Source organism: Antribacter soli (assembly GCF_021568775.1).
Lineage (GTDB): Bacteria > Actinomycetota > Actinomycetes > Actinomycetales > Cellulomonadaceae > Antribacter > Antribacter soli.
This window is the reverse complement of record NZ_JAKGSG010000008.1, coordinates 1-21,505: the sequence shown is the minus strand read 5'-3', so window position 1 is coordinate 21,505 and position 21,505 is coordinate 1. Positions and strand designations below refer to the sequence as shown.

Here is a 21,505-nt window from a genome sequence, read left to right as displayed (position 1 = left end):
TCTCATGCCAACACCGGGTCCGGGTCTCTCGGGGCCGGGTCCTCTTCGATGAGGGACGCGTCGTTGTTGCGGACCGAGCCCACCGCGTCGCCGACCGGCAGCGCGTGCAGGGTGACGCCCGGCGTGCGCAGCAGGCCGGCGGCCTCGTCGGCTCCGACGCCGGGGGAGAGCCACGCGTCCCAGGCGTCGGGCGGCAGCACCAGAGGCACGCGGTCGTGGATCGCGGCGAGGGTGCCCGACGCCGCAGTGGTCACCACGGTCGTCGACACCACCCAGCGCGCGGGGTCGTCGTCAGGGCGCGACGGGTCCCGCCAGAACTCGTACAGCCCGGCCAGTGCGGTGACGCCGCCGTCGGCGGGGGTGATCCAGTACGCCTGCTTGGGGACGCGGGAGCCGCCGGAAGCCGACCCGCCGCCGTCGGCCAGCTTGCGCCACTCGAAGTAGCCCTCGGCCGGCACGATGCAGCGCCGTGCCGCGAACGGCTTGGCGAAGGCCGGCTTGTCCTGGAGCGACTCGGCGCGGGCGTTGAACATCGGCGCGCCCGCGGACGGGTCCTTCGACCACGACGGGACCAGGCCCCAGCGCGCGACCCGCAGCGACCGGGTCACGACGCCGGTGGCGCGGTCGGGTCGCTCGACGACGATCCGCACGGGATCGGTGGGGGCGACGTTCCACGACGGCGGCAGCAGCCGTGCGTCGTCGGCGATCTCGGCGACGGCGAGCTCGTCGGCGAGGTCCTGGGCGTCCCGGAAGGAGGCGAAGCGTCCGCACATGCCTCCAGCATGCCCCGAGCCACCGACAGTGATGTGGCCGAGGGTCAGGCCGCGGCGAGACGAGCGTGCCAGGGTGACGTTCGTCAAAAGGGGCTGCGCCCGGTCGTATCGATTCGATAGACTTCCCGCCATGTCCACCGCCACCCTCGCGCCCGCCGCGCCCGCGCCTGCGCGCTCTCGTTCCGTCCTGCGCTGGGTCCTCATGCTCGGCGCGCTCTCCGCGCTGCCCGCGTTCACGGTGGACATGTACCTGCCGGCGCTGCCGCAGGTCGCCGAGGACCTCGGCTCGACCGCCGCGATGGCGCAGGTCACGGTGTCCTGCATGCTCGTCGGCGGTGCGGTGGGGCAGCTCGTGATCGGCCCCCTGTCCGACCGGTTCGGGCGGCGCGCGCCGCTGCTCGTGGGCCTCGCCCTGCACGTCGTCACGTCCCTGCTCTGCGCGGTCGTGACGGACATGCCGCTGCTCATCGCGCTGCGCCTGCTGCAGGGCTTCTTCAACTCGGCCGCCGCCATCGCGTCCGTGGCGGTGGTGCGCGACCGCTTCGTCGGCGCCGAGGCCGCCCGCATCCTGTCCCGGCTGATGCTCGTCATCGGCGTGGCGCCGATGTTCGCGCCGACCCTCGGCACGTTCGTGCTCGCGCACGCCTCGTGGCGCTGGGTCTTCGTCCTGCTCGCGGGCATGGGCGCCGTGCTCGCCCTCGTGGTGCTGCGGTTCATGCCCGAGACGCACGCGCCCGAGCAGCGCATCACCGGTGGCGTCGCCGGGGCGCTCGGCGGCTACCGCACGCTCCTGCGCGACCGCCACTTCGTGGCCCTGTCGGTCGTGCCGGGCCTCGGCTTCGGCGTCCTCATGAGCTACGTCGTCAGCTCGCCGGTCGTGTTCCAGCAGGAGTACGGCCTGTCGCAGGGGCAGTTCGCCCTCCTGTTCGGCGTGAACGGGCTCGGGCTCGTGCTGTCGGCGCAGGTCAACGCCGCTCTCGTCCGCCGCGTCGCGCCGATCAGGCTGCTGCGGCTCGGGATCGTGGCGCAGGCCGTGATCACGGCCGTCCTCCTGGTCGTCACCATCACGGGCGCGGGCGGGCTCGCCGGTCTGCTGGTGGTGCTGTGGGCGGTCCTCGCGTTCCAGGGCCTCATCCCTGCCAACGCGTCGGCCCTCGCCCTGACGCGCCACGGCCAGATCGCCGGGACGGCCGCCGCCATGATCGGCGCCATCCAGTCGCTCGTGGCGGGCGTCGTGAGCCCGCTCGCGGGCTTCCTGGGCGGCGGCTCCGTGGCGATGGCGTCGGTCATGCTGGTGGCCGTGCTGCTCGCCGTCGTGGTGCTGGCGGTCGCGACGCCCGCGTTCCGCAAGGGCGGCTGGCACCTGCCGATCTGACGCGCACCGAAGTTCACCTGGGTTTCCGCCGGGCGTCACCTGGAGTTCGGTACGTCCGGTTTGGCTCACGGTCATGAGGACGATCACGCGTGCCCTGCCACGCGCCGCAGCCTTCGCCGCGGCGGCAGCCCTGCTTCTTCCCACGGTCGGTCCGACGGCGGCCGCCGTCGTCGCGCCGTCGCACGGGGCCGGGTCCGGCCCGGGTGCCGTGCACCTCGAGCCCACGCTCGTCGGGCGGGCGACGCTGTCGGCGGACCACCTCGCCGAAGGCCCGGCGTCGGGCGCCGCCGCCTCGCCGGCCAACGGGCGTCAAGGACCCTGGGACGGCCAGGTGATCCCGGGCTTCAGCGCCATGATCGACAACGGCGACGGGACGTTCTGGGCCCAGCCCGACAACGGCTTCGGCGCGAAGGGCAACTCGGCCGACTTCCTGCTGCGCAACTACCTGGTGCGCCCGCAGTGGGAGACCGCCCGCGGCGGCTCGGGCGAGATCGAGGTGCTCGACCTCGTCCAGTACAACGACGCGAACCACGTGATCGACTTCCCGATCGTCAACGGCGGCACCGCGGAGCGGTTCCTCACCGGCGCCGACTTCGACATCGAGTCCGTGGTGCGAGCCAAGGACGGCACGCTCTGGGTCGGCGAGGAGTTCGGTCCCTTCCTCCTGCACTTCTCCGCCGACGGCACCCTGCTCGAGGCGCCGGTGCCGTTCCCCGACGGCAAGTCGCCCGCGAACCCGTACCTGCAGCCGGGCGAGACGCCGCTCGTGGGCTCGAGCCGCGGCTTCGAGGCGATGTCCCTGAGCACGGACGGCCGCTACCTCTACCCGGTGGTCGAGGGCGCGCTCGCGAACGACACTGACGGGCGCCGTCGGTGGGTCTACGAGTTCGACCTCCGCAGCGGCGAGTACACCGGCACGCGCTGGGCGTACCAGACGGACCTCCCCGCCGACGTCATCGGCGACGCCTTCACGGTGGGCCACCACCAGATGCTCCTCGTCGAGCGCGACGACTGGGAGGGCGAGGCCGCGGTGATCAAGCGCGTCTACCGCATCGACCTCGACCGCGCCGACCAGGACGGCTACGTCACGAAGGAGCTCGTGCTCGACGCGCTGCGCATCGCCAACCCCGCCGGCATCGACTCCGGCGAGGGTTACGGCCTCGGCGAGACCTTCGCGCTGCCGGTGCAGTCCTTCGAGACGGTGCTCCAGCTCCGTGACGGCCGCCTCCTCATCGGGAACGACAACAACTATCCGGGCAACGACGCGCGGGTGACCGGCACCCCGGACGACACGGAGATGGCGATCGTCGACCTGCGCCGGGTCCGGACCACTGACGACGGTGTGACCGTCGTCGGCCACCGCGGCGCCAGCGGCTACCGGCCCGAGCACACGATCGCGTCGTACGAGACGGCGATCCTGCAGTGCGCCGACTACATCGAGCCCGACGTGGTGTCCACGAAGGACGGCGTGCTGGTCGCCCGGCACGAGAACGAGATCGGCGGCACCACGAACGTCGCGAGCCGCCCCGAGTTTTCGGCCCGCCGCACGACCAAGGTCATCGACGGGACCAGCCTCACCGGCTGGTTCACCGAGGACTTCACGCTCGCCGAGCTCCGCACCCTGCGCGCGAAGGAGCGCATCCCCGGCACCCGTCCGGCCAACACCGCGTTCGACGGGCTCTACCAGGTGCCGACGCTCGACGAGGTCCTCGACCTGGCCCGCCGCTCGCGCACCTGCGACGGTGCGCCCGTCGGCGTCTATCCCGAGACGAAGCACCCCTCGTACTTCGACTCGATCGGGCTGTCGCTCGAGGAGCCGCTCGTGGCGGCCCTCCGGGCGAACGGGTTCGACCGGGCCGACGCGCCGGTGATCGTGCAGTCCTTCGAGGTGGGCAACCTCGTCGAGCTGAACGGCATGACGGACGTGCCGCTCGCCCAGCTCGTCAGCAGCAGCGGCGCCCCGTACGACCTGCGTGCCGCCGGCGACCCGCGCACCTACGCCGACCTGGTCACCCCGGCCGGGCTGCAGCAGATCGCGACGTACGCCGACGGCATCGGCACCGAGAAGAGCGTGCTCATCCCGCGCGCCGCGGACGGCACGCTCGGCACGCCGTCGGCCGTGATCGCGAACGCTCACGCGGTGGGCCTCGAGGTGCACGGCTGGACGTTCCGTCGCGAGAACCAGTTCCTGCCCGTCGACCTCCGCTCCTCGGCCGACCCGAACGCCGTCGGGGACCTCGAGCGGGAGATCCAGGTGTTCCTGGAGGCCGGGATGGACGGCTTCTTCACGGACAACCCCGACCTCGGCGATGCGGCGGTCGCGTCGCGCTGACACCCACGCCTCCGGGTCCACGACCTCGGCGCGACACGCTCCGGCGTGTCGCGCCGAAGTCGTGCTCCCACGGTGAAGGGCCGGGGAGAAAGTCGGCGACGACGATCCTCACCGCACGGGCTGACATACGACTGGCCTATGCTCCCCTTCGTGTCGAGTGAGTTCCATGCCGTCATCCGGGGGCGCCGGTCCGACGCCGCCGAGGCGGGGCGGACGGTCCCGCGCCACGCGAGCACCTTCGTCCGCCAGCCGCGTCACGTGCGCACGTGGCGGCCGCTCCTGGTGGCCCGGACCGTGGCGATGTCGCTCGTCGGCGTGCTCGTGCTCTCCGGTACCGCGACCGCGACCGCCTACTACGGCCTGCTGTCCAAGATCGACGTCCAGGACGTGTCCGGTCTGGTCATCGGCCAGGCGGACATGACGCCGAAGGACCCGTCGGACCCGTTCAAGGACATGCCGGTCAACATCCTCGTCATGGGGACCGACCTGCGTGACGAGGCCAACGCGGCGCTCGCCGGCGAGGCCGACGGCATGCGCTCGGACACGACGATGCTCGTGCACATCTCGGCGGACCGCCGCTGGATCGAGATCGTGTCCCTCCCGCGCGACTCGATGGTGGACCTGCCCGCCTGCAACCTGCCGGACGGCTCGATGTCCCGGCCGCGGGACTACACGATGTTCAACGAGGCGTTCTCCATCGGCGGCGGTAACGAGCAGGACCTCACCTACGCCGCGGCCTGCACCATCACCGCGGTGCACGACCTCACCGGCGTGAACATCACGAACCACGCCGTGGTCAAGATGAACGGCGTGATCGGCGTGGTGGACGCGATCGGCGGCGTGAAGATGTGCTTCCCCGAGGCGGTCATCGAGGACCGGGACTACGGGAACCTCAACCTGCCCGCGGGCGAGCACGTGCTCACCGGGAACGAGGCGATCGGCTTCCTGCGTGCCCGCCACGGCAAGGGCATGGGGCTCGAGCAGGGCAGCGACCTGACCCGCATCACGCGCCAGCAGGCCTTCATGAACGCGGCGATGCGCCAGATCCTCTCCGCGCAGACACTGGCCGACCCGGCCAAGGCGTACGGCCTGGTCGAGGCCGCGCTGAGCTCGCTCAGCGCCGACCCGACGCTCGCCGACCCGGGCGCGATGGTGGGCCTCGCGTGGAGCCTGCGCAACATGAAGACGGCCGACGTCGTCATGACGGAGCTGGAGCTCCTCCCCGACCCCAAGAACCCCACGGCTCGGGTGGTGTGGGCGCCGTCCGCCGACGAGGTCTGGGAACGCATCGCGTCCGACACCCCGCCCCCGGGTCACGAGGCCCCGGTGCCGACACCGTCGGCGAGCCTCGACCCGTCCGGCGGGGGTGCGGTGGGCACGACGCCGGACGCCGGCACGGGCGGCGAGGCCGCTACGGGTGGTGAGGCCGCCACGGGTGGTGGGGCGGCCACGGGTGGTGGGGCGGCCACGGGCACGACCGAGACCGTGGCGCCGGCAGCCCCCGCGGCGAGCCCGAGCCCTGAAGTGCTCCTCGAGGGTGTCTGCGGCTGACGCCACGCAGATCTCCCCGAAATCTTCCCGCCAGAGCGTCGTCGACCGGACGGACGTGTCGGACATGGCCGTTACTCTCTGGCCATGCCCCAGACGCCCGCGAAGCCGGCCCCGGTCCCGCAGCACGCGCCCGGACCGCAGTCTGCGCCCGGCAAGCTCGACGGGACGTCGGCCCGGCACTCGTCGGGGATCGGCTGGTCCCGGACGCCCCGTATCGTCGCGGGCGTCGCGATCGCCCTGATCGCCCTGGGCGGCACGAGCGTGGCGGCCGTGGTGGCAGACCTGCGCTCCCAGGTGGAGGTGTCCGACGTGTCGGGGCTCGTCGTCGGCGCGGCCGCATCCGCCCCCAAGCCGAAAGACCCGGACGACCCGTTCAAGGACATGCCCGTCAACATCCTCGTGATGGGAACGGACTACCGCGACGCCGCGACCATCGCGATCGCCGGCAAGGACGAGGGCGGCGGGCTGCGCTCCGACACGACCTTCCTGGTGCACATCTCCGCCGACCGCACCTGGATCGAGGTCGTGTCGATCCCGCGCGACTCCATGGTGTCGATCCCGGCGTGCAAGCTGCCAGGCGGCGGCACCGCCCGCGCCCGCGACCTGAACATGTTCAACGGTGCCTTCGGCGCGGTCGGCAACATCACCGGCAAGGGCCCGGAAGACCTGACGTACGCGGCGGCCTGCACGCTGTCGACCGTCGTGGAGAACACCGGACTGCCGCTGCCGAACCACCTGGTGGTGAAGATGGACGGCGTGATCGGCATCGTCGACGCGCTCGGCGGTGTCCAGGTCTGCCTGCCCGAGCCGATCGAGGAGGACAAGCGTTACGGCAGCCTCGTGCTCCCCGCCGGTCCTCAGACGCTGAACGGATACCAGTCGATCCAGTACGTGCGTGCGCGGCACGGCGAGGGCCTCGGCAACGGCGGCGACCTCGACCGTATCGAGCGCCAGCAGGGCTTCATCAATGCTGCGCTCCGGCAGGCGCTCGCCGGCGAGACGCTGGCGAACCCGGCGAAGATGCTGCCGCTCGCGCAGGCGGTCCTCGGCTCCCTCAGCCCGGACGCGGCGCTTGCCGACGCGGCGAACCTCACCGGCCTCGCCTTCAGCCTGCGCGGCATCGACAAGTCCCGGATCGTCTTCAGGACCGTCCCGAACGTGCCGTGGCCGCAGGATCACAACCGGGTGATCTGGACCGACGAGGCGGACGAGCTGTGGGCGCGGCTCGCGGCGGACCAGCCACCGGCGGACCTGACGCCCCTCCCGCCGCCGGCGGCCGTGACGCCCTCGCCCGGCACGACGGACGTCGTCGCGCCCCCGGCGACCGCCCCGGGTGGGACGGACGCGGGAGCGACCGATCCGGCGGCGACCGATCCGGCGGCCGGCACCCCGGTGGCGCCTGCGGCACCGGCGGTCGAGCCGTCCCTGCCGCCGGGCACCTGCGTCTGACGCGCTGACCCCGGGCCGCGCTGTGCGCGGGCCGCGCTAGCCTCGCGCGAGGGGGCGGAGGCTGCGCGCCGCCTCCGCCCGCAGCGCCGCGGCGACCTGGTCGAGGACGGCCGAGCGCAGCTTCCACTGCTGCAGGTGGAGGGCGACGTCGACGACGGCGTCCGGGTCGACCGGCACCAGGTCGTCGTCGTCGACGAGCGGTCCTGACGCGTGCCTCCGTCCGGGCACACCACGGCCGGGCGGAAGCCCGGAGGGAGCCGACTGGAGCTCGGGCAGCATGCCCCACCCGAGCCCGAGCCGGACGGCCTCGACGTACTCGATCGAGCTGGGCACGTGGTGGCGCGGCGGGCCGGACGCGCCCCGGCTGCGCAGGTAGCGGTCCTGGAGGTCGTCGGCGCGGTCGAAGACCACGACGGGCGCCACCGAGAGCGCTGCGGTCGTGGGGCCGTCGGGGAACCAGCGGCGCGCGAACGCGGGCGTCGCGACGGGCCGGTAGGTCATCGCGCCGAGCGGCACGGACGAGCAGCCCTGGACGGGCTCGGCCTGCGAGGTCACGGCCATCATGACGACGCCGCGGGGGAGCAGCTCGGCGGTGCGGTCCTGATCGGCGCGGTGCAGGTCGAAGCAGACGCCGTCGACGCGCGCGAGGGCGGGCAGGAACCAGGTGGCGAGCGAGTCGGCGTTGACGGCGATCGGGACGGTGGTCCATGCGCCGCCGGCGTCCCCTGCCGCCCCGAGCTCCGCCGACGCCTCCGCCCCCAGCAGCTCGACCTGGCGAGCGAGGCGCAGCAGGGTCTGCCCGGTCGCGGTGGGCTCGACCGGACGCGTGCGCTTGACGAGCACGCTGCCCGCGGTGTTCTCCAGGGCGCGGATCCGCTGGCTCATGGCGGACGGTGTGATGTGGAGGGCGCGGGCGGCGGCGTCGAAGGAGCCTTCGGCGACGACGGCGGCGAGCGCCTCGAGCTGTGCGGAGTCCCAACGCATGGCCTTAGTGAAGCATTGCTTCATCAGGTTCAGAAACCTGAGCTGGAGTTCAGGTGCCGCCCGGCCTACGGTGGCGGCGTGACCTACCTCGTGCCCACCCTGTCCGGCCTGGGCTTCGGCCTGTCCCTCATCGTCGCCATCGGCGCGCAGAACGCCTACGTGCTGCGCCAGGGACTGCGCCGGGAGCACCTGTGGCTCGTCGTGGTGCTGTGCGCCGCGTCCGACACGGTGCTCATCGCGGCGGGTGTGGGCGGCCTCGGGTCCGCGCTCCAGGGGGCGCCCGCGGTGGTCGAGGTCGTGCGCTGGCTCGGGGCCGCGGTGGTGCTCGCGTACGGCTTCCTGGCGGCGCGCCGGGCCTGGCGCGGCACGGGTTCAGCCCTGGACACCCCGCTACCCGACGGCGGTGGGCCCGACGGCGGTGGGCCGGGCCCCGCGGCCGGCTTGCCCGTGGCGGTGCTCGCACCCGCCCGGGCGAGCGTCGTGGCGACGACGCTCGCGCTAACCTGGCTCAACCCCCACGTCTACCTGGACACGGTGGTGCTCATGGGCGGCGTCGGATCGACCTACGGCGACCTGCGCTGGTGGTTCGCCGCCGGGGCCGTGGTCGCGAGCTGGGCGTGGTTCTGGGGGCTCGCCCACGGCGCCCGCCTGATGGCGCCGTTCCTGCGCCGCCCGGGGGCGTGGCGGGTCGTGGACGGCGTGATCGCCGCGATCATGCTGGTGGTCGCGGTGTCGCTCGTGGCCGGCGGCTGAGGGATCGCCCCGTCAGGGGGTCAGCCCGGCGAGGCGGGCGGACGCCTCGCGGAGGACCTCATCGCGCTTGACGAACGTGAGCCTGATCCGCGACCGCAGCGCCTCCGCGGTGGGGGAGCCGGGCGTGCAGAACGCGGTGACCGGCACCGCCACCACGCCCGCCAGCTCCGGCAGGCGGCGGCAGAGGTCGACGCCGTCCGGGAAGCCGAGCGGTCCGCCGTCGGCCACGACGAAGTACGTGCCCTGCGGGATGCTGACGCCGAAGCCGGCCTTCTCCAGGCCCTCCACGAGGAGGTCCCGCCGGAAGGCGAGGGAGGCCGCGAGGGCGCGGGGGGCGTCGTCGTCGGCGAGCGCGCGGGCGATGGCGGGCTGGAACGGGGCGCCCGAGACGTAGGTGAGGAACTGCTTGATCGTGCGGACCGCCGTGACGAGGTCGGCGGGGCCGTGCACCCAGCCGATCTTCCAGCCGGTGAAGGAGAAGGTCTTGCCGGACGAGGAGACGGTCAGCGTCCGCTCCGCCATGCCGGGCAGGGTCGCGATCGGGACGTGCACCGCGCCGTCGAAGACGAGGTGCTCGTAGACCTCGTCGGTGAGGACGAGGGCGTCGCGCTCGCGGGCGACCTGGGCGATCGCCTCCAGCTCGGCGCGGTCCAGGACGGTGCCGGTCGGGTTGTGCGGCGTGTTGAGCAGGATCAGCCGCGTCCGCGGGGACGCGGCGGCCCGCAGGGCGGCGACGTCGAGGCGGAAGCTGCCCTCCGGGTTCTCCGGTCCGGCGGCGACGAGCGGCACGGTGACGTGAGTGCCGCCGGCCATCGCGATGCAGGCGGCGTGCGCGTCGTAGAACGGCTCGAGCGTGATCACCTCGTCGCCGGGGGAGACCAGGGCGAGGATTGTGGCGGCGAGGGCCTCCGTGGCGCCGGTCGTGACGAGGACCTCGGTGTCCGGGTCGACATCGAGGCCGTAGTGCCGCTTCTGGTGGTCGGCGACGGCGTGGCGCAGCTCCGGGATCCCGTCGCCCGGCGGGTACTGGTTGCGGCCCTCGCGGATCGCGGCGATGGCCGCCTCCTTGATGTACTCCGGGCCGTCCACGTCGGGGAAGCCCTGCCCGAGGTTGATCGCGCCCGTGCGGGCGGCGAGGGCGGACATCTCGGCGAAGATCGTGGCGGCGACGGTCCCGTCGGGCGCGAGGAGGCCCGTGGCGCGGGCGGCGGCCTGCCAGCGGAGGGTGCTCATGGGGCGACCTTATTCGGCGCGCGGGGCGCGGCGCTGCGGACGGTGGCACCAGGGATGTCGGAGTGGTTGTCCACAGGGTGTCCTGCGCCGACGGGCGCGACCACCTAACCTCGTGGAGGGCCGGCCGCAGGGGGCGGAAGGCACAGGATGGCAGGGGGTGCCATGTCCGAGGACGGCGTCGCGATCCTGGAGCGCGAGGTGCGCGAGCTCGTGCGCCGGCGGGGCCTGGACCCGGTCCAGGACGCGGCCGGGTTCCGCGCGCTCGTCGACGAGGCGCAGGCCGACTACTCGGATCGCTCCACGCGAGGCGTCGTGCCGGCGCTCGACGACCCGGGCGCCGCCGCCCGCACCGTGCGAGACGCGGTGGGCGGCCTCGGTCCGCTGCAGCGGTACCTCGACGACCCGGACGTCGAGGAGGTGTGGATCAACAACCCCGCCCAGGTGTTCGTCGCCCGCGCCGGGCGGCCCGAGCTGACCACCACGATCCTGACCCCCGAGCAGGTGCGCGACCTCGTGGAGCGGATGCTCAAGGCCTCCGGTCGCCGCCTCGACCTCTCGAGCCCGTTCGTGGACGCCTGCCTGCCCGGCGGTGAGCGCCTGCACGTCGTCATCCCCGACGTGACGCGAGACTCGTGGGCCGTGAACCTTCGCAAGCACGTCGTCCGCGCGAGCAGCCTGGACGACCTCGTGCGGCTCGGCTCGCTCACCCAGCACTCGGCGGCTTTTCTGGACGCCGCCGTCCGCGCCGGCCTCAACCTGCTCGTCGCGGGCGGCACGCAAGCGGGCAAGACGACGATGCTCAACGCCCTCGCCGGATCGATCCCGGCGTCCGAGCGGGTGCTGTCCTGCGAGGAGGTGTTCGAGCTGAAGCTCCCGGTCCGGGACTGGGTGGCCATGCAGTGCCGCCAGGCCGGCCTGGAAGGCACCGGCGAGATCCCGCTGCGGCGCCTCGTCAAGGAGGCGCTGCGCATGCGGCCCGACCGGATCGTGATCGGCGAGGTCCGCGAGGCCGAGGCGTTCGACCTGCTCGTCGCGCTCAACGCCGGCGTGCCCGGGATGTGCACCGTGCACGCCAACTCGGCGCGCGAGGCCGTCACGAAGATGACGACGCTGCCGTTGCTCGCCGGCGAGAACGTCTCGGACCGGTTCGTCGTGCCGACGGTCGCCTCGGCGATCGACGTGGTGGTGCACCTCGGGGTCGACTCCGTGGGGCGGCGCACCGTCCGCGAGATCGTCGCCGTCACCGGGCGGGTCGAGGAGGGGCGCGTCGAGTGCGCCACGATCTTCCGGCACGACGGCGCGGCGCTGCGTCGCGCCGATGGCTTCCCGCCGCATCCGGAGCGCTTCGCCAGGACGGGCGTCGACGTCGCCGCGCTCCTCGCGGAGCCCCTGCGGGCGCGTCCCGGGCACTCCGCGGAGCCTGCACGCCCCGCGAGCCCGTGGCTGTCCGGCGTGCCTGCCGAGAGCGGGATGCGCTGATGGGGGTCGTTGTCGGGCTCGTCCTGGGAGCGGGCGCCTTCTGCGTGTGGTGGTCGTTCTGGGCGCCCGCCGAGCGGACGACCGCGCGTACCAGGCGCACGGCTCGGCTGCAGGACCTGCTCGTCCAGGCCGGCGCGCCGTCCGTGTCGCCCGGCATCCTGCGTGCGGGCGCGGGTGCGCTCATGCTCATGACACTCCTCACCGGGCTGGCCCTCACACGGTCGCCGGCGATCGCGGCCTGCTTCGCGGTGCTCGCAGGGCTGGTGCCGGGGGCGCTCGTCCGTGCGCGAGCCCGGCGTCGCCGACGTGACCTGCGGGAGGTGTGGCCCGAGGTCGTGGATCACCTGGCGTCCGGCGTGCGCGCCGGGCTGTCCTTGCCCGAGGCGGTTGCGCAGCTCGGCGACCGCGGTCCCACCGAGCTCCGCGAGCCGTTCCGCCGCTTCGCCCAGGACTATCGCGCCACCGGACGCTTCGGCGCCTGCCTCGACGCGCTCAAGGCCCGGCTGGCCGACCCGGTGGCAGACCGCATCGTGGAGGCCCTCCGACTGACCCGTGAGGTCGGCGGCACCGACCTCGGGCGGCTCCTGCGCACCCTGGCCGGCTTCCTACGAGACGACGTGCGGGTCCGCGGTGAGCTGGAGGCCCGTCAGTCGTGGACCGTGAACGGAGCACGCGTCGCCGTCTCCGGGCCGTGGGTCGTGCTCGCGTTCCTCGCCACGCGCCCCGAGACCGCCCACGCGTACGACAGCGCCGCCGGGATCGCTGTGCTCGTGTCCGGCGCGGTGTGCTCTTTGGTCGCCTACCGGCTGATGCTGCGGATCGGGCGCCTGCCCGAGGAAGCGAGAGTCCTTCGATGAGCTGGACCGGTGCCGCGTGCGGCCTCCTTCTCGGGGCAGGTCTCGTCCTGGTGCTCGCCCACGGAACCCGGCGCGTCCGCCTCGATGACCGCCTTGCCCCCTACCTGAGGCCCCGCGACGCGACGTCCGGCCTGCTCCGTGACGACCGCCGCACCGCAGCGTGGGAGCGGGCGCTCGCCCCGTGGGCAGGGAGGGCAGCGGCCCGGCTCGAGCATCTCGGGTCGCCGCGCGACCACGTGCGGCGTCGGCTCGACCGCGCCGGTGAGGGAGCGAGCGTCGAGCAGTTCCGCGCCCGGCAGGTGGTCTGGACGGTGCTCGGCCTCGCTGCCGGGCTGGCCCTCGCGCTCCTCCTCGCTGCCACGCGCGGCTCCGCCTCCGCGTCGCTCGCCGCGCTCGTCCTGGTGTGCGGGGCGTGCGGCTACGTCGCCTGCGACCAGGCGCTCACCTGGCGCATCCGCCGTCGTGAGGACCGCCTCCTCGCCGAGTTCCCGACCATCGCCGAGCTGCTGGCGCTCGCGGTGACCGCGGGGGAGGGGCCCGTCGCTGCGCTCGAGCGCGTCTCGACCACGGCGCGCGGCGAGCTGTCCGCCGAGGTGACGCGGACCCTCGCGGCCGTGCGGGCGGGCTCTCCCGTCGCCACCGCGCTCGCCGCGATGGCGGAGCGCACCGGGTTGCCGGCGTTGACCCGTTTCGCCGAGGGCGTCGCCGTGGCACTGGAGCGCGGCTCGCCGCTGGCCGACGTGCTGCGGGCCCAGGCCCAGGACGTGCGCGAAGCCGGTCGACGCGCCCTCCTGGAGTCCGGTGGCCGGCGCGAGATCGCGATGATGGTGCCCGTCGTGTTCCTGATCCTGCCGGTCACCGTGGTCTTTGCCGTCTTTCCCAGCCTGGCCACCCTCCGGGTGGGCCTGTGAAGACCCCGAACGAGAGGATCGCGATGCACCCGCAACACGACGCCGCGGCAGACCAGGACGTCAGCCCGCTCGACCCCGAGCGCGGCGACGTGCCCGGCTGGGTTCTGGTGACGCTGATGACGGCCGGAATGGTGGTCGCGCTGTGGGCCGTCGCCGGGCCGCTGCTCGAGGGCGCGTTCCGGCAGGCGATCGCCAGCGTCACGGGACAAGGGTGAGTGACAGGCCAAGGGCGGGCCGCGGGACAAGGGTGGTCCGTGGCCGAAGGCTGAACCACGGGCAGACGGTGAGCCGCGACCGCGAGGCCGGCTCCGCCGTCGCGGAGTTCGTGCTCGTCTCCGGGCTGGTGCTGGCGCTGCTGCTCGGCGTGGTTCAGGTCACGCTGGCCGTCCACGTCCGGGCGCTCGCGGTCGACGCCGCGGCCGAGGGCGCCCGGGTCGCCGCCCGAGCCGACCGCGACCTGGCCGACGGCGCCGAGCGCACCCGCCTGCTGCTGCGCGCCGCGCTCTCGGAGCCGTACGCGCAGCACGTCTCGGCGCGCCGCACCGTCGTCGACGGGCTGCCGGTCGTCGAGGTCGAGGTGACGGCGCCGCTGCCCGTGGTGGGGCTGCTCGGACCGTCAGGCACGCTCACGGTGCGCGGCCATGCGCTGGAGGAACCGTGACGCCGGCAACCGCCTCGCGAGCAACCGAGGCACCGCAGGGCGGCCCCGAGCGCGGCAGCGCGGCCGTCGAGTTCCTCGGCGTCGCACTCGTGCTGCTCGTGCCGCTCGTCTATCTCGTGGTCACGGTGGGCCAGGTGCAGGCAGCCACGTTCGCCGCCGAGACGGCGGCCCGCGAGGCGGTCCGCGCGGTCGTCACGGCGGAGTCGTCGGCCGGCGGCGCCGAGCGGGCCGACGCCGCCGTGCGCCTCGCGCTCACGGATCAGGGCCTGGCGCCGACCGCTGCCCGCCTCACCGTCGAGTGCTCCCTGCGGCCGTGCCTCACGCCGGGCGGAGAGGTGGGCGCCGCTGTCCGGGTCGAGGTGCCGCTCCCGTTCGTCCCGCCGGCCGCGCGCGGCTGGGTCCCGCTGAGCGTTCCGGTCGAGGCCACGCACGTCGCGACGGTGGACCGCTACGCCCGGGCGCGGCCGTGAGCGCGGGCCGGGAGGACGGCCGAATCCTCCTGCTGACCGCCGCCTTCACGGCGTTCGCGCTCATGCTCGTCGCGGTGGTCGCGTCGGCGACGGCAGTGCACCTGGACCGCAAGCGCGTGCACGACCTCGCCGACCTGCTCGCCGCGGACGCCGCCCACGCGGTCGCGCCCGAGACCTTCTACGACGGCCCCGGCGCGCCCCCGGAGGAGGGGGCCGTCCTGTCGCTGACGGACGCGGGCGTACGCGACGCCGTCGGCGCGTACCTGGACGGCCACCGCGTCGCAGCACCTGACGGGCTGACCGTCGTCGAGGCGGGCTCGCCCGACGGCCGCTCGGCCCGCGTGACCCTCGCCGCGGTCTCCCGCCCGCCGCTGGTCGGCTGGTTCACGGACCGGTTCGGCGGTGGCGTCCCGGTGTCGGCGACGGCCACGGCCCGGGCGTGGTGAGGCCGCACGGTGCACCGGGCGATCCGCCGTCGGCCAGGCGAGGCGGGCCGGATGTGCCCGGGCGGGTAACCTAGATCCTTGTGGCAACCATCGACTTCCCCGCCGAGATCAAGGCGCTCCGCTCGACCCTCGAGTCCATCGAGGCCGTGAGCGACCCGACGGCGTTGCGCGCCAAGATCGCCGTCCTCTCGGAGCAGGCGTCCGTGCCGAACCTGTGGGACGACCCGGAGGCGGCCCAGAAGGTGACGTCCGCGCTGTCGGTCACGCAGGGTGAGCTGGACCGCGTGGCGAAGCTGGGCGCGCGCATCGACGATCTCGAGACGCTCGTCGAGATGGCTGAGGAGATGGACGACGCCGACACGCTGGCAGAGGCAGAGGCCGAGCTCGTGGGCATCCGCAAGGACCTCGACGCCCTCGAGATCCGCACGCTGCTGAGCGGCGAGTACGACGCTCGCGAGGCGGTCGTGACCATCCGCTCCGGCGCGGGCGGCGTGGACGCCGCCGACTTCGCGGAGATGCTGATGCGCATGTATCTGCGCTGGGCGGAGCGCCACGGCTACCCGACGAAGGTCATGGACACGTCGTACGCGGAGGAGGCGGGCCTGAAGTCCGCCACGTTCGAGGTGAACGCGCCCTATGCGTTCGGTAACCTCTCGGTGGAGGCGGGCACGCACCGCCTGGTGCGCATCTCGCCGTTCGACAACCAGGGCCGCCGCCAGACGTCGTTCGCCGCGGTCGAGGTGATCCCGCTGATCGAGCAGACGGACTCCATCGAGATCCCGGAGTCGGAGATCAAGGTGGACGTGTTCCGCTCGTCCGGCCCGGGCGGGCAGTCCGTGAACACGACCGACTCGGCGGTGCGCATGACGCACATCCCGACGGGCATCGTCGTGTCGATGCAGAACGAGAAGTCGCAGATCCAGAACCGCGCTGCGGCGCTCCGCGTGCTCCAGTCCCGCCTGCTGCTGGTGCGCCAGACGGAGGAGGCGGCGAAGAAGAAGGAGATGGCCGGCGACATCAAGGCGTCGTGGGGCGACCAGATGCGGTCCTACGTGCTGCAGCCGTACCAGATGGTCAAGGACCTGCGCACGGAGCACGAGTCGGGCAACCCGGCCGCGGTCTTCGACGGCGCGATCGACGACTTCATCGAGGCCGGGGTCCGCTGGCGCCGCTCGGGCGGCACGGCGTAAAACGGCCTATCTCCGCGGTTTTAGGGGCATTTCCGACACTCCGCCCTCACGGCGTGTCCGCCGGAGCGCTTGAATCGTCGCGTGCCTAGTCTCGGCGCGTGATCCGGTTCCAGAACGTGTCAAAGGTCTATGCGCGCGGCGCGCGCCCGGCCCTCGACGACGTGTCGGTAGACGTCGAGCGCGGGGAGTTCGTCTTCCTCGTGGGCGCGTCGGGCTCCGGGAAGTCGACGTTCCTCAGCCTCGTCCTGCGCGAGCAGCGCCCGAGCCGCGGCCACGTGTACGTGGCCGGGCGGGACGTGGCGAACCTCTCCGCCTGGCGCGTGCCGTCGCTGCGCCGCCAGCTCGGGGTGGTGTTCCAGGACTTCCGGCTGCTCCAGAACAAGACGGTGTACGAGAACGTGGCGTTCGCGCTGCAGGTGATCGGCAAGCCGCGGCACGTGATCCGGGACACGGTCCCGGAGGTGCTGGAGATGGTGGGCCTGAACGGCAAGGAGAAGCGCATGCCCACCGAGCTGTCCGGCGGCGAGCAGCAGCGCGCGGCGATCGCGCGCGCCATCGTCAACCGGCCGCAGATCCTGCTTGCGGACGAGCCCACCGGCAACCTCGATCCCACGACGTCGCTCGGCATCATGCGACTCCTGGACCGCATCAACCGCACGGGTACCACCGTGGTCATGGCTACGCACGACGACGAGATCGTCAACGAGATGCGCCGGCGCGTCGTCGAGCTGCGCACGGGGGAGATCGTCCGCGACGAAGCGCGCGGCGTCTACGGGGAGCGTGAGCGCATCCTGCCCGACGTCGGCCGCTCGCCCGTCCTCGACGCACCCGGCTCTGGTACGCGTGTCGTGCCCGCCCGGCTCGTGCCGCAGCCGGAGCGCCGGCTGCTGCCGGACCGTCAGCCGCTGGCGGACCGTCAGCCGCTGGAGCGCCGGCCGGCCGGCCCCGCCTTCGGGGAGGCCTGACCGTGCGGCTCCAGTTCGTCGTGAGCGAGGTCGTCTCCGGCCTGCGACGCAACACCACGATGGTGGTGGCCGTGGTGCTGGTGACCTTCGTGTCCCTGACGTTCGTCGGGTCGGCGGCCCTGCTCCAGGCCCAGATCGGCAAGCTCAAGGACGACTGGTACGACCTGGTCGAGGTCTCGGTCTTCCTGTGCCCGACGAGCTCGCTGGCACCGACGTGCGCCGCGGGCGAGGCGACGGACGAGCAGATCGAGGCGCTGCAGGCCGTCATCGGCACGGAGCTGTCCGGCGAGGTGCAGCAGGTCTACGTCGAGTCCAAGGAGGACGCGTTCGCGGACTTCGAGGAGCGCTACCCGGACGGTTATCAGGGCACGCAGCTCACCGCTGAGGACATGCAGGCGTCGCTGCGCCTCAAGCTGGCGGACCCCGGGCAGTACGGCGTGGTCTCCGACGTGCTCTCGGGGCGGGCCGGCGTAGAGGTGGTCGAGGACCAGCGCGCCATCTTCGACCCGCTGTTCCTGGCGCTGAACCGCGCCACGCTGCTGTCCGCGGGGCTCGCAGCCGTCATGCTGCTGGCGGCAGTGCTACTGATTACGACGACGATCCGGCTCTCGGCGGTCTCGCGCCGCAAGGAGACCGAGATCATGCGCCTGGTCGGCGCGTCCAACCTGTTCGTCCAGCTCCCGTTCCTGCTCGAGGGCGCGCTCGCCGCGGTGGCGGGATCCGTCCTCGCCTCGGGCGGCCTCTGGCTGGCGGTGCGATTCCTGGTCACTGACTGGCTCGAGCAGTCGGTGAGCTGGGTGGCGTACGTCTCCGAGGCGGACGTGCTCGCGATCGCCCCGTTGCTCATGGTGGTCGCGGTCGGCCTGGCGGCGATCGCATCCTTCTTCACGCTCAACCGCTACACCCGTATCTGACAAGCCCAGAGGTGGCTGACACATGATGAGGACTGCCCGACGCGCCGCCGCCGTGATCGTCACGGCGGCGCTCGTCCTGACCGGTACGACGACGGCCGGCGCGGACGACATCGACGACCGCCGAGCCGCGGCCGAGGCGCAGCAGCGCGCCATGCAGGACGAGCGCGAACAGCTCGAGTCCGAGCTGGAGCACACCGACGCCGAGCTGGCGCGGGCCGTGCTCGACCTCAACACCGTCGAGGCGCGCCTGCCCGTCGCGGAGGCAGAGCTCGCCGCCGCGGAGGCAGAGCTGGAGCGCGCGGAGCGCGAGGCGGCGATCCTGGCGCAGCGCCTGTCCGACGCCCAGCTCGAGGAGGCGCAGGTCGCCCGGCAGATCCAGGAGGGCGCCGGGAAGGTCGAGGAGGCGCGCGCGGACATCGCCCAGATGGCGCGCGAGGAGTTCCGCGGCACGGACGACACGAGCGCGCTCGGCCTGGTGACCGGGGCGCAGAGCACCGAGGAGTTCATCGACGGGTACGCCGCGTCGTCGTCGGCTGCCCGCAGCCAGTCGCGGACCCTCGCCGAGCTGCAGGCCCAGGAGGCGATCGCGCGCAACCTGCAGGCACGCCTGGGCGCGATCCGGGAGACGATCACCGAGCTCAAGCGCCTCGCCGACGAGAACGTCGTCGCGAAGGAGGCCGCCAAGGAGGCGGCGGAGGCCCGCAAGGCCGAGATCGAAGCGCTCATCGAGCAGCAGAAGCAGCTCAACGCCACGATCGAGGCCCGCAAGCAGGCCGCGATCGAAGAGCTCGACGCGAACGCGGCCGAGGGAGCGGCGATCGAGGAGGACCTCAAGAAGATCATCGCGGAGCAGACCGAGCGGGACCGTCGCCTGGAGGAGGAGCGTCGTAGGGCGGAGGCCGGGGGTGGCGGAGCACCGGCGCCGGGCGCCTTCCTCGGCTGGCCGACGGCGGACCCCGTGGTCACCTCGACCTACGGCATGCGGGTCCACCCGGTCCTCGGGTACCGGCGCCTGCACGCAGGCACCGACTTCCGGGCGTACTGCGGCACCCCGATCCTCGCCGCCCAGAGCGGGACCGTCCTCTACGCCCGGACCCTGCCGGGTCTCGGCAACCAGGTGCTCGTGAACCACGGGTACGCCGGCGGGCGCAGCGTCATGAGCAGCTACAACCACCTCTCGGCGTTCGCGGTGTCGTCCGGCCAGCAGGTCTCGCGCGGCCAGGTCGTGGGCTACTCGGGCACCTCGGGCACCTCGACCGCGTGCCACCTCCACTTCGAGGTCTACGTCGACGGCGGCACCGTCGATCCCATGGGCTGGTTGCCGTAGCCGCAGTCCGTTTTCACCCGGCTACCCTCGGGGGCCATGAGTCGCGTCAGCCGCCCAGGTCGCCGCGGGGATGCTGTCATGAGCGCGCGATGGCGCGGGACGGGCTCCCCGACACGGACGGCATCGTCAAGGGGTGGGCCGCCCAGCGGGCCGCGGAGATCGTGACCTCCCGGGGCGTGCCCGACCTGTGCCTCAACGTCGGCGGCGACGTCGCCCTGCACGGGGGTCCGGAGCCCGGGCGGCCGTGGGCGGTCGCGGTGCGCCATCCCGTCGACCCGAGGACGTCGTCGCCGTCGTCCACGTGTCCGACGGCGCCGTCGCCACGTCCGGCACGAGCGAGCGCGGCCGGCACCTCTGGGACGGGCGCACGGGACGCCCGGCCGCAGGCCTCACGGCCCTCACGGTCGTCGCGGCCGACCTGGTCACCGCCGACGTGCTGGCGACGGCCGCGTTCGCGCTCGGGGAACCCGGCGTGGAGTGGGCGGTGCACCAGGGTGCGGCGTGGGCGCTCGCCGTCCGGCCCGACGGCGGGCTGGTCACCTCCACGACGGAGGCGGGCACGGTGGCAAATTCTCTGGTCCGCGACAGCAGCGGGCGTATGCTTTGAGGTCGGCCCGGCACCGGGCACGACGACGCTGTTTCCCGCACCCTGTGCGACGCAGCCCCACACCCCCGGAGGGAGACCATGGCCAAGAAGGACGATCCTCGCAAGATCGTGGCGAACAACAAGAAGGCACGTCACGACTACGTCATCGAGGACGTGTTCGAGGCCGGGATCGTCCTGTCCGGCACGGAGGTCAAGGCCCTGCGGATGGGGCGTGCCTCCCTGATCGACGGGTACGCCAGCATCGACCGTGGTGAGGCGTGGCTCGAGAACGTGCACATCCCCGAGTACTTCCAGGGCACGTGGAACAACCACGCCCCCCGGCGTCGGCGCAAGCTCCTGCTGCACCGTGAGGAGATCCTCCGGCTGGAGCACAAGTCGAGGGAGAAGGGGCACACCCTGATCCCGCTGTCGCTGTACTTCCTCGACGGGCACGCGAAGGTCGAGATCGCGCTCGCGCGAGGCAAGAAGGAGTACGACAAGCGTCAGACCCTGCGCGAGCAGCAGGACAAGCGGGAGGCCCAGCGGGCGATCCGCTCGAAGGAGCTGCTGCGCTGACCGGCACGTCCTGCCCGTCGCCCGGGCCGGTGCGTGTGACGGAAATATCGTGGCGGTCGGGCCGGTTGACCTACTACGATGGTGCTTCGCCGGGCGTTCGCGTTCTGGTGAGGATTGACAACACAACATGGGGCTGATCGGTTTCGACGGTGGTCGTGCTTCGAGGAGAAGCGGGCCGAGGATGCAGACTTATCTCGCAAACGATGTCTGTAAACCAATAGTTGCCGATAACACGCGCAACGACTTCGCACTCGCCGCCTGAGCGAGGATTCGAAGTCCGTCGGCCCAGGGATGCTCTCGCCCTGGTAGCCGGCGTCATCTAGAGAGCCACTGCTCGCAGTCTTCGTCACCGGGGCTGCGGGGACTCAAGGTGACTGGGCCCGTCCGCGAAGTGTCTGTGCGAGCGCGGGGGCCGAGAAATCTCCTAGCAGACTGCGCCCGGAGAAGTCCTGGAAAAGCGCTACCGGACCGGGGTTCGATTCCCCGCAGCTCCACCCCTGTCAGAAGGCCCCGCCCGGGAGACCGGGCGGGGCCTTCTGTGTGCCCCGGCTGGGCTGCATGCGGCGACATCTCGCGTGTGTTGGGTTGTGGGGGGGGGGGGGGGGGGGGGGGGGGGGGGGGGGGGGGCGGGGCCGCCCGCCGCCCCCCCCCCCCCCCGCGGGGGGCGGCCCCG

At 72.9% G+C, this 21,505-nt stretch carries 20 protein-coding genes, 1 other RNA gene and 1 pseudogene; 19 read left to right on the top strand and 3 right to left on the bottom strand.

The genetic code is table 11. The features are described 5' to 3' along the window. Window positions 1-2: 2 nt before the first annotated feature. A complete protein-coding gene (locus L1785_RS02435; RefSeq protein WP_236087542.1) occupies window positions 3-773 on the bottom strand; it encodes an SOS response-associated peptidase in 771 nt (256 codons plus the stop codon). A gap of 130 nt (window positions 774-903) precedes the next feature. On the opposite strand from L1785_RS02435, the gene L1785_RS02430 reads away from it, so the two are divergent. From L1785_RS02430 to L1785_RS02415, 4 genes are all read left to right on the top strand, one after another. Next, window positions 904-2,148, top strand: coding sequence for a multidrug effflux MFS transporter (locus tag L1785_RS02430; protein WP_236087541.1), 1,245 nt, complete (start codon window positions 904-906; stop codon window positions 2,146-2,148). 73 nt (window positions 2,149-2,221) lie between these two features. Beyond that, the gene (locus L1785_RS02425; RefSeq protein WP_236087540.1) at window positions 2,222-4,480 is read left to right on the top strand and encodes an esterase-like activity of phytase family protein; all 2,259 of its coding nucleotides are present in this window, start codon (window positions 2,222-2,224) and stop codon (window positions 4,478-4,480) included. Window positions 4,481-4,630: 150 nt separating this feature from the next. Next, window positions 4,631-6,031 carry an LCP family protein gene (locus L1785_RS02420; protein WP_236087539.1) on the top strand — a complete coding sequence of 467 codons (1,401 nt, stop codon included), beginning with the start codon at window positions 4,631-4,633 and terminating at the stop codon, window positions 6,029-6,031. Window positions 6,032-6,115: 84 nt separating this feature from the next. Then, the gene (locus tag L1785_RS02415; RefSeq protein ID WP_236087538.1) at window positions 6,116-7,480 is read left to right on the top strand and encodes an LCP family protein; all 1,365 of its coding nucleotides are present in this window, start codon (window positions 6,116-6,118) and stop codon (window positions 7,478-7,480) included. Window positions 7,481-7,516: 36 nt separating this feature from the next. On the opposite strand, the gene L1785_RS02410 is transcribed toward L1785_RS02415, so the two are convergent. Further along, window positions 7,517-8,464 carry a LysR family transcriptional regulator ArgP gene (locus L1785_RS02410; RefSeq protein ID WP_236087537.1) on the bottom strand — a complete coding sequence of 316 codons (948 nt, stop codon included), beginning with the start codon at window positions 8,462-8,464 and terminating at the stop codon, window positions 7,517-7,519. A gap of 78 nt (window positions 8,465-8,542) precedes the next feature. On the opposite strand from L1785_RS02410, the gene L1785_RS02405 reads away from it, so the two are divergent. After that, entirely contained in the window at window positions 8,543-9,217 is a 675-nt protein-coding gene (locus L1785_RS02405) for a LysE/ArgO family amino acid transporter (protein WP_236087536.1), read from the top strand. A 12-nt stretch (window positions 9,218-9,229) separates the two neighbouring features. On the opposite strand, the gene L1785_RS02400 is transcribed toward L1785_RS02405, so the two are convergent. After that, window positions 9,230-10,450, bottom strand: coding sequence for a pyridoxal phosphate-dependent aminotransferase (locus L1785_RS02400; RefSeq protein WP_236087535.1), 1,221 nt, complete (start codon window positions 10,448-10,450; stop codon window positions 9,230-9,232). Window positions 10,451-10,612: 162 nt separating this feature from the next. Here L1785_RS02400 and L1785_RS02395 point away from each other — a divergent pair, with 162 nt between their 5' ends. The 14 genes and pseudogenes from L1785_RS02395 to ssrA all read left to right on the top strand — a co-directional run bounded on the left by L1785_RS02395 (window position 10,613) and on the right by ssrA (window position 21,329). Next, complete coding sequence (locus tag L1785_RS02395; RefSeq protein ID WP_236087534.1) at window positions 10,613-11,929, top strand: TadA family conjugal transfer-associated ATPase; 1,317 nt, start codon at window positions 10,613-10,615, stop codon at window positions 11,927-11,929. Next, entirely contained in the window at window positions 11,929-12,786 is an 858-nt protein-coding gene (locus L1785_RS02390; RefSeq protein WP_236087533.1) for a type II secretion system F family protein, read from the top strand. Before L1785_RS02395 ends, L1785_RS02390 begins: the two co-directional genes overlap by 1 nt. Then, window positions 12,783-13,697, top strand: a complete 915-nt coding sequence (locus L1785_RS02385) for a type II secretion system F family protein (protein ID WP_236087532.1) — start codon at window positions 12,783-12,785, stop codon at window positions 13,695-13,697. Before L1785_RS02390 ends, L1785_RS02385 begins: the two co-directional genes overlap by 4 nt. A 23-nt stretch (window positions 13,698-13,720) precedes the next feature. Beyond that, window positions 13,721-13,912, top strand: a complete 192-nt coding sequence (locus L1785_RS02380; RefSeq protein ID WP_236087531.1) for a hypothetical protein — start codon at window positions 13,721-13,723, stop codon at window positions 13,910-13,912. A 68-nt stretch (window positions 13,913-13,980) separates the two neighbouring features. Further along, window positions 13,981-14,358 carry a TadE/TadG family type IV pilus assembly protein gene (locus L1785_RS02375; protein WP_236087530.1) on the top strand — a complete coding sequence of 126 codons (378 nt, stop codon included), beginning with the start codon at window positions 13,981-13,983 and terminating at the stop codon, window positions 14,356-14,358. Beyond that, on the top strand, window positions 14,355-14,828 hold the full coding sequence (locus L1785_RS02370; protein ID WP_236087529.1) for a pilus assembly protein: 474 nt from the start codon (window positions 14,355-14,357) through the stop codon (window positions 14,826-14,828). The genes L1785_RS02375 and L1785_RS02370 overlap by 4 nt, the downstream gene beginning before the upstream one ends. Next, on the top strand, window positions 14,825-15,274 hold the full coding sequence (locus tag L1785_RS02365; RefSeq protein ID WP_236087528.1) for a hypothetical protein: 450 nt from the start codon (window positions 14,825-14,827) through the stop codon (window positions 15,272-15,274). Before L1785_RS02370 ends, L1785_RS02365 begins: the two co-directional genes overlap by 4 nt. A gap of 80 nt (window positions 15,275-15,354) precedes the next feature. After that, on the top strand, window positions 15,355-16,464 hold the full coding sequence (prfB, locus tag L1785_RS02360; RefSeq protein ID WP_236087527.1) for a peptide chain release factor 2: 1,110 nt from the start codon (window positions 15,355-15,357) through the stop codon (window positions 16,462-16,464). Between the two features lie 98 nt (window positions 16,465-16,562). Further along, window positions 16,563-17,429, top strand: a complete 867-nt coding sequence (ftsE, locus tag L1785_RS02355; RefSeq protein ID WP_236087526.1) for a cell division ATP-binding protein FtsE — start codon at window positions 16,563-16,565, stop codon at window positions 17,427-17,429. Window positions 17,430-17,431: 2 nt separating this feature from the next. Continuing rightward, window positions 17,432-18,343, top strand: a complete 912-nt coding sequence (gene ftsX, locus L1785_RS02350; RefSeq protein WP_236087525.1) for a permease-like cell division protein FtsX — start codon at window positions 17,432-17,434, stop codon at window positions 18,341-18,343. Window positions 18,344-18,365: 22 nt separating this feature from the next. Further along, window positions 18,366-19,670: a M23 family metallopeptidase gene (locus L1785_RS02345; protein WP_236087524.1), complete on the top strand. Its 1,305-nt coding sequence runs from the start codon at window positions 18,366-18,368 to the stop codon at window positions 19,668-19,670. 89 nt (window positions 19,671-19,759) lie between these two features. Beyond that, window positions 19,760-20,277, top strand: a pseudogene (locus tag L1785_RS02340) (FAD:protein FMN transferase). Window positions 20,278-20,355: 78 nt separating this feature from the next. Further along, window positions 20,356-20,832 (top strand): SsrA-binding protein SmpB, encoded by a 477-nt coding sequence (gene smpB, locus L1785_RS02335; protein ID WP_236087522.1) that lies wholly within the window; start codon window positions 20,356-20,358, stop codon window positions 20,830-20,832. Between the two features lie 129 nt (window positions 20,833-20,961). Next, window positions 20,962-21,329: a transfer-messenger RNA gene (ssrA, locus tag L1785_RS02330) on the top strand. Window positions 21,330-21,505 lie beyond the last annotated feature (176 nt).

Bases quoted from the DNA above. Each gene is read 5' to 3' on its own strand.
- L1785_RS02425 (WP_236087540.1), top strand. From the start codon at position 2,222: ATGAGGACGATCACGCGTGCCCTGCCACGCGCCGCAGCCTTCGCCGCG.
- L1785_RS02390 (WP_236087533.1), top strand. From the start codon at position 11,929: ATGGGGGTCGTTGTCGGGCTCGTCCTGGGAGCGGGCGCCTTCTGCGTG.
- L1785_RS02400 (WP_236087535.1), bottom strand. From the start codon at position 10,450: ATGAGCACCCTCCGCTGGCAGGCCGCCGCCCGCGCCACGGGCCTCCTC.
- L1785_RS02380 (WP_236087531.1), top strand. From the start codon at position 13,721: ATGCACCCGCAACACGACGCCGCGGCAGACCAGGACGTCAGCCCGCTC.
- L1785_RS02430 (WP_236087541.1), top strand. From the start codon at position 904: ATGTCCACCGCCACCCTCGCGCCCGCCGCGCCCGCGCCTGCGCGCTCT.
- smpB (WP_236087522.1), top strand. From the start codon at position 20,356: ATGGCCAAGAAGGACGATCCTCGCAAGATCGTGGCGAACAACAAGAAG.
- L1785_RS02415 (WP_236087538.1), top strand. From the start codon at position 6,116: ATGCCCCAGACGCCCGCGAAGCCGGCCCCGGTCCCGCAGCACGCGCCC.
- L1785_RS02435 (WP_236087542.1), bottom strand. From the start codon at position 773: ATGTGCGGACGCTTCGCCTCCTTCCGGGACGCCCAGGACCTCGCCGAC.
- L1785_RS02345 (WP_236087524.1), top strand. From the start codon at position 18,366: ATGATGAGGACTGCCCGACGCGCCGCCGCCGTGATCGTCACGGCGGCG.
- L1785_RS02385 (WP_236087532.1), top strand. From the start codon at position 12,783: ATGAGCTGGACCGGTGCCGCGTGCGGCCTCCTTCTCGGGGCAGGTCTC.
- L1785_RS02410 (WP_236087537.1), bottom strand. From the start codon at position 8,464: ATGCGTTGGGACTCCGCACAGCTCGAGGCGCTCGCCGCCGTCGTCGCC.
- L1785_RS02395 (WP_236087534.1), top strand. From the start codon at position 10,613: ATGTCCGAGGACGGCGTCGCGATCCTGGAGCGCGAGGTGCGCGAGCTC.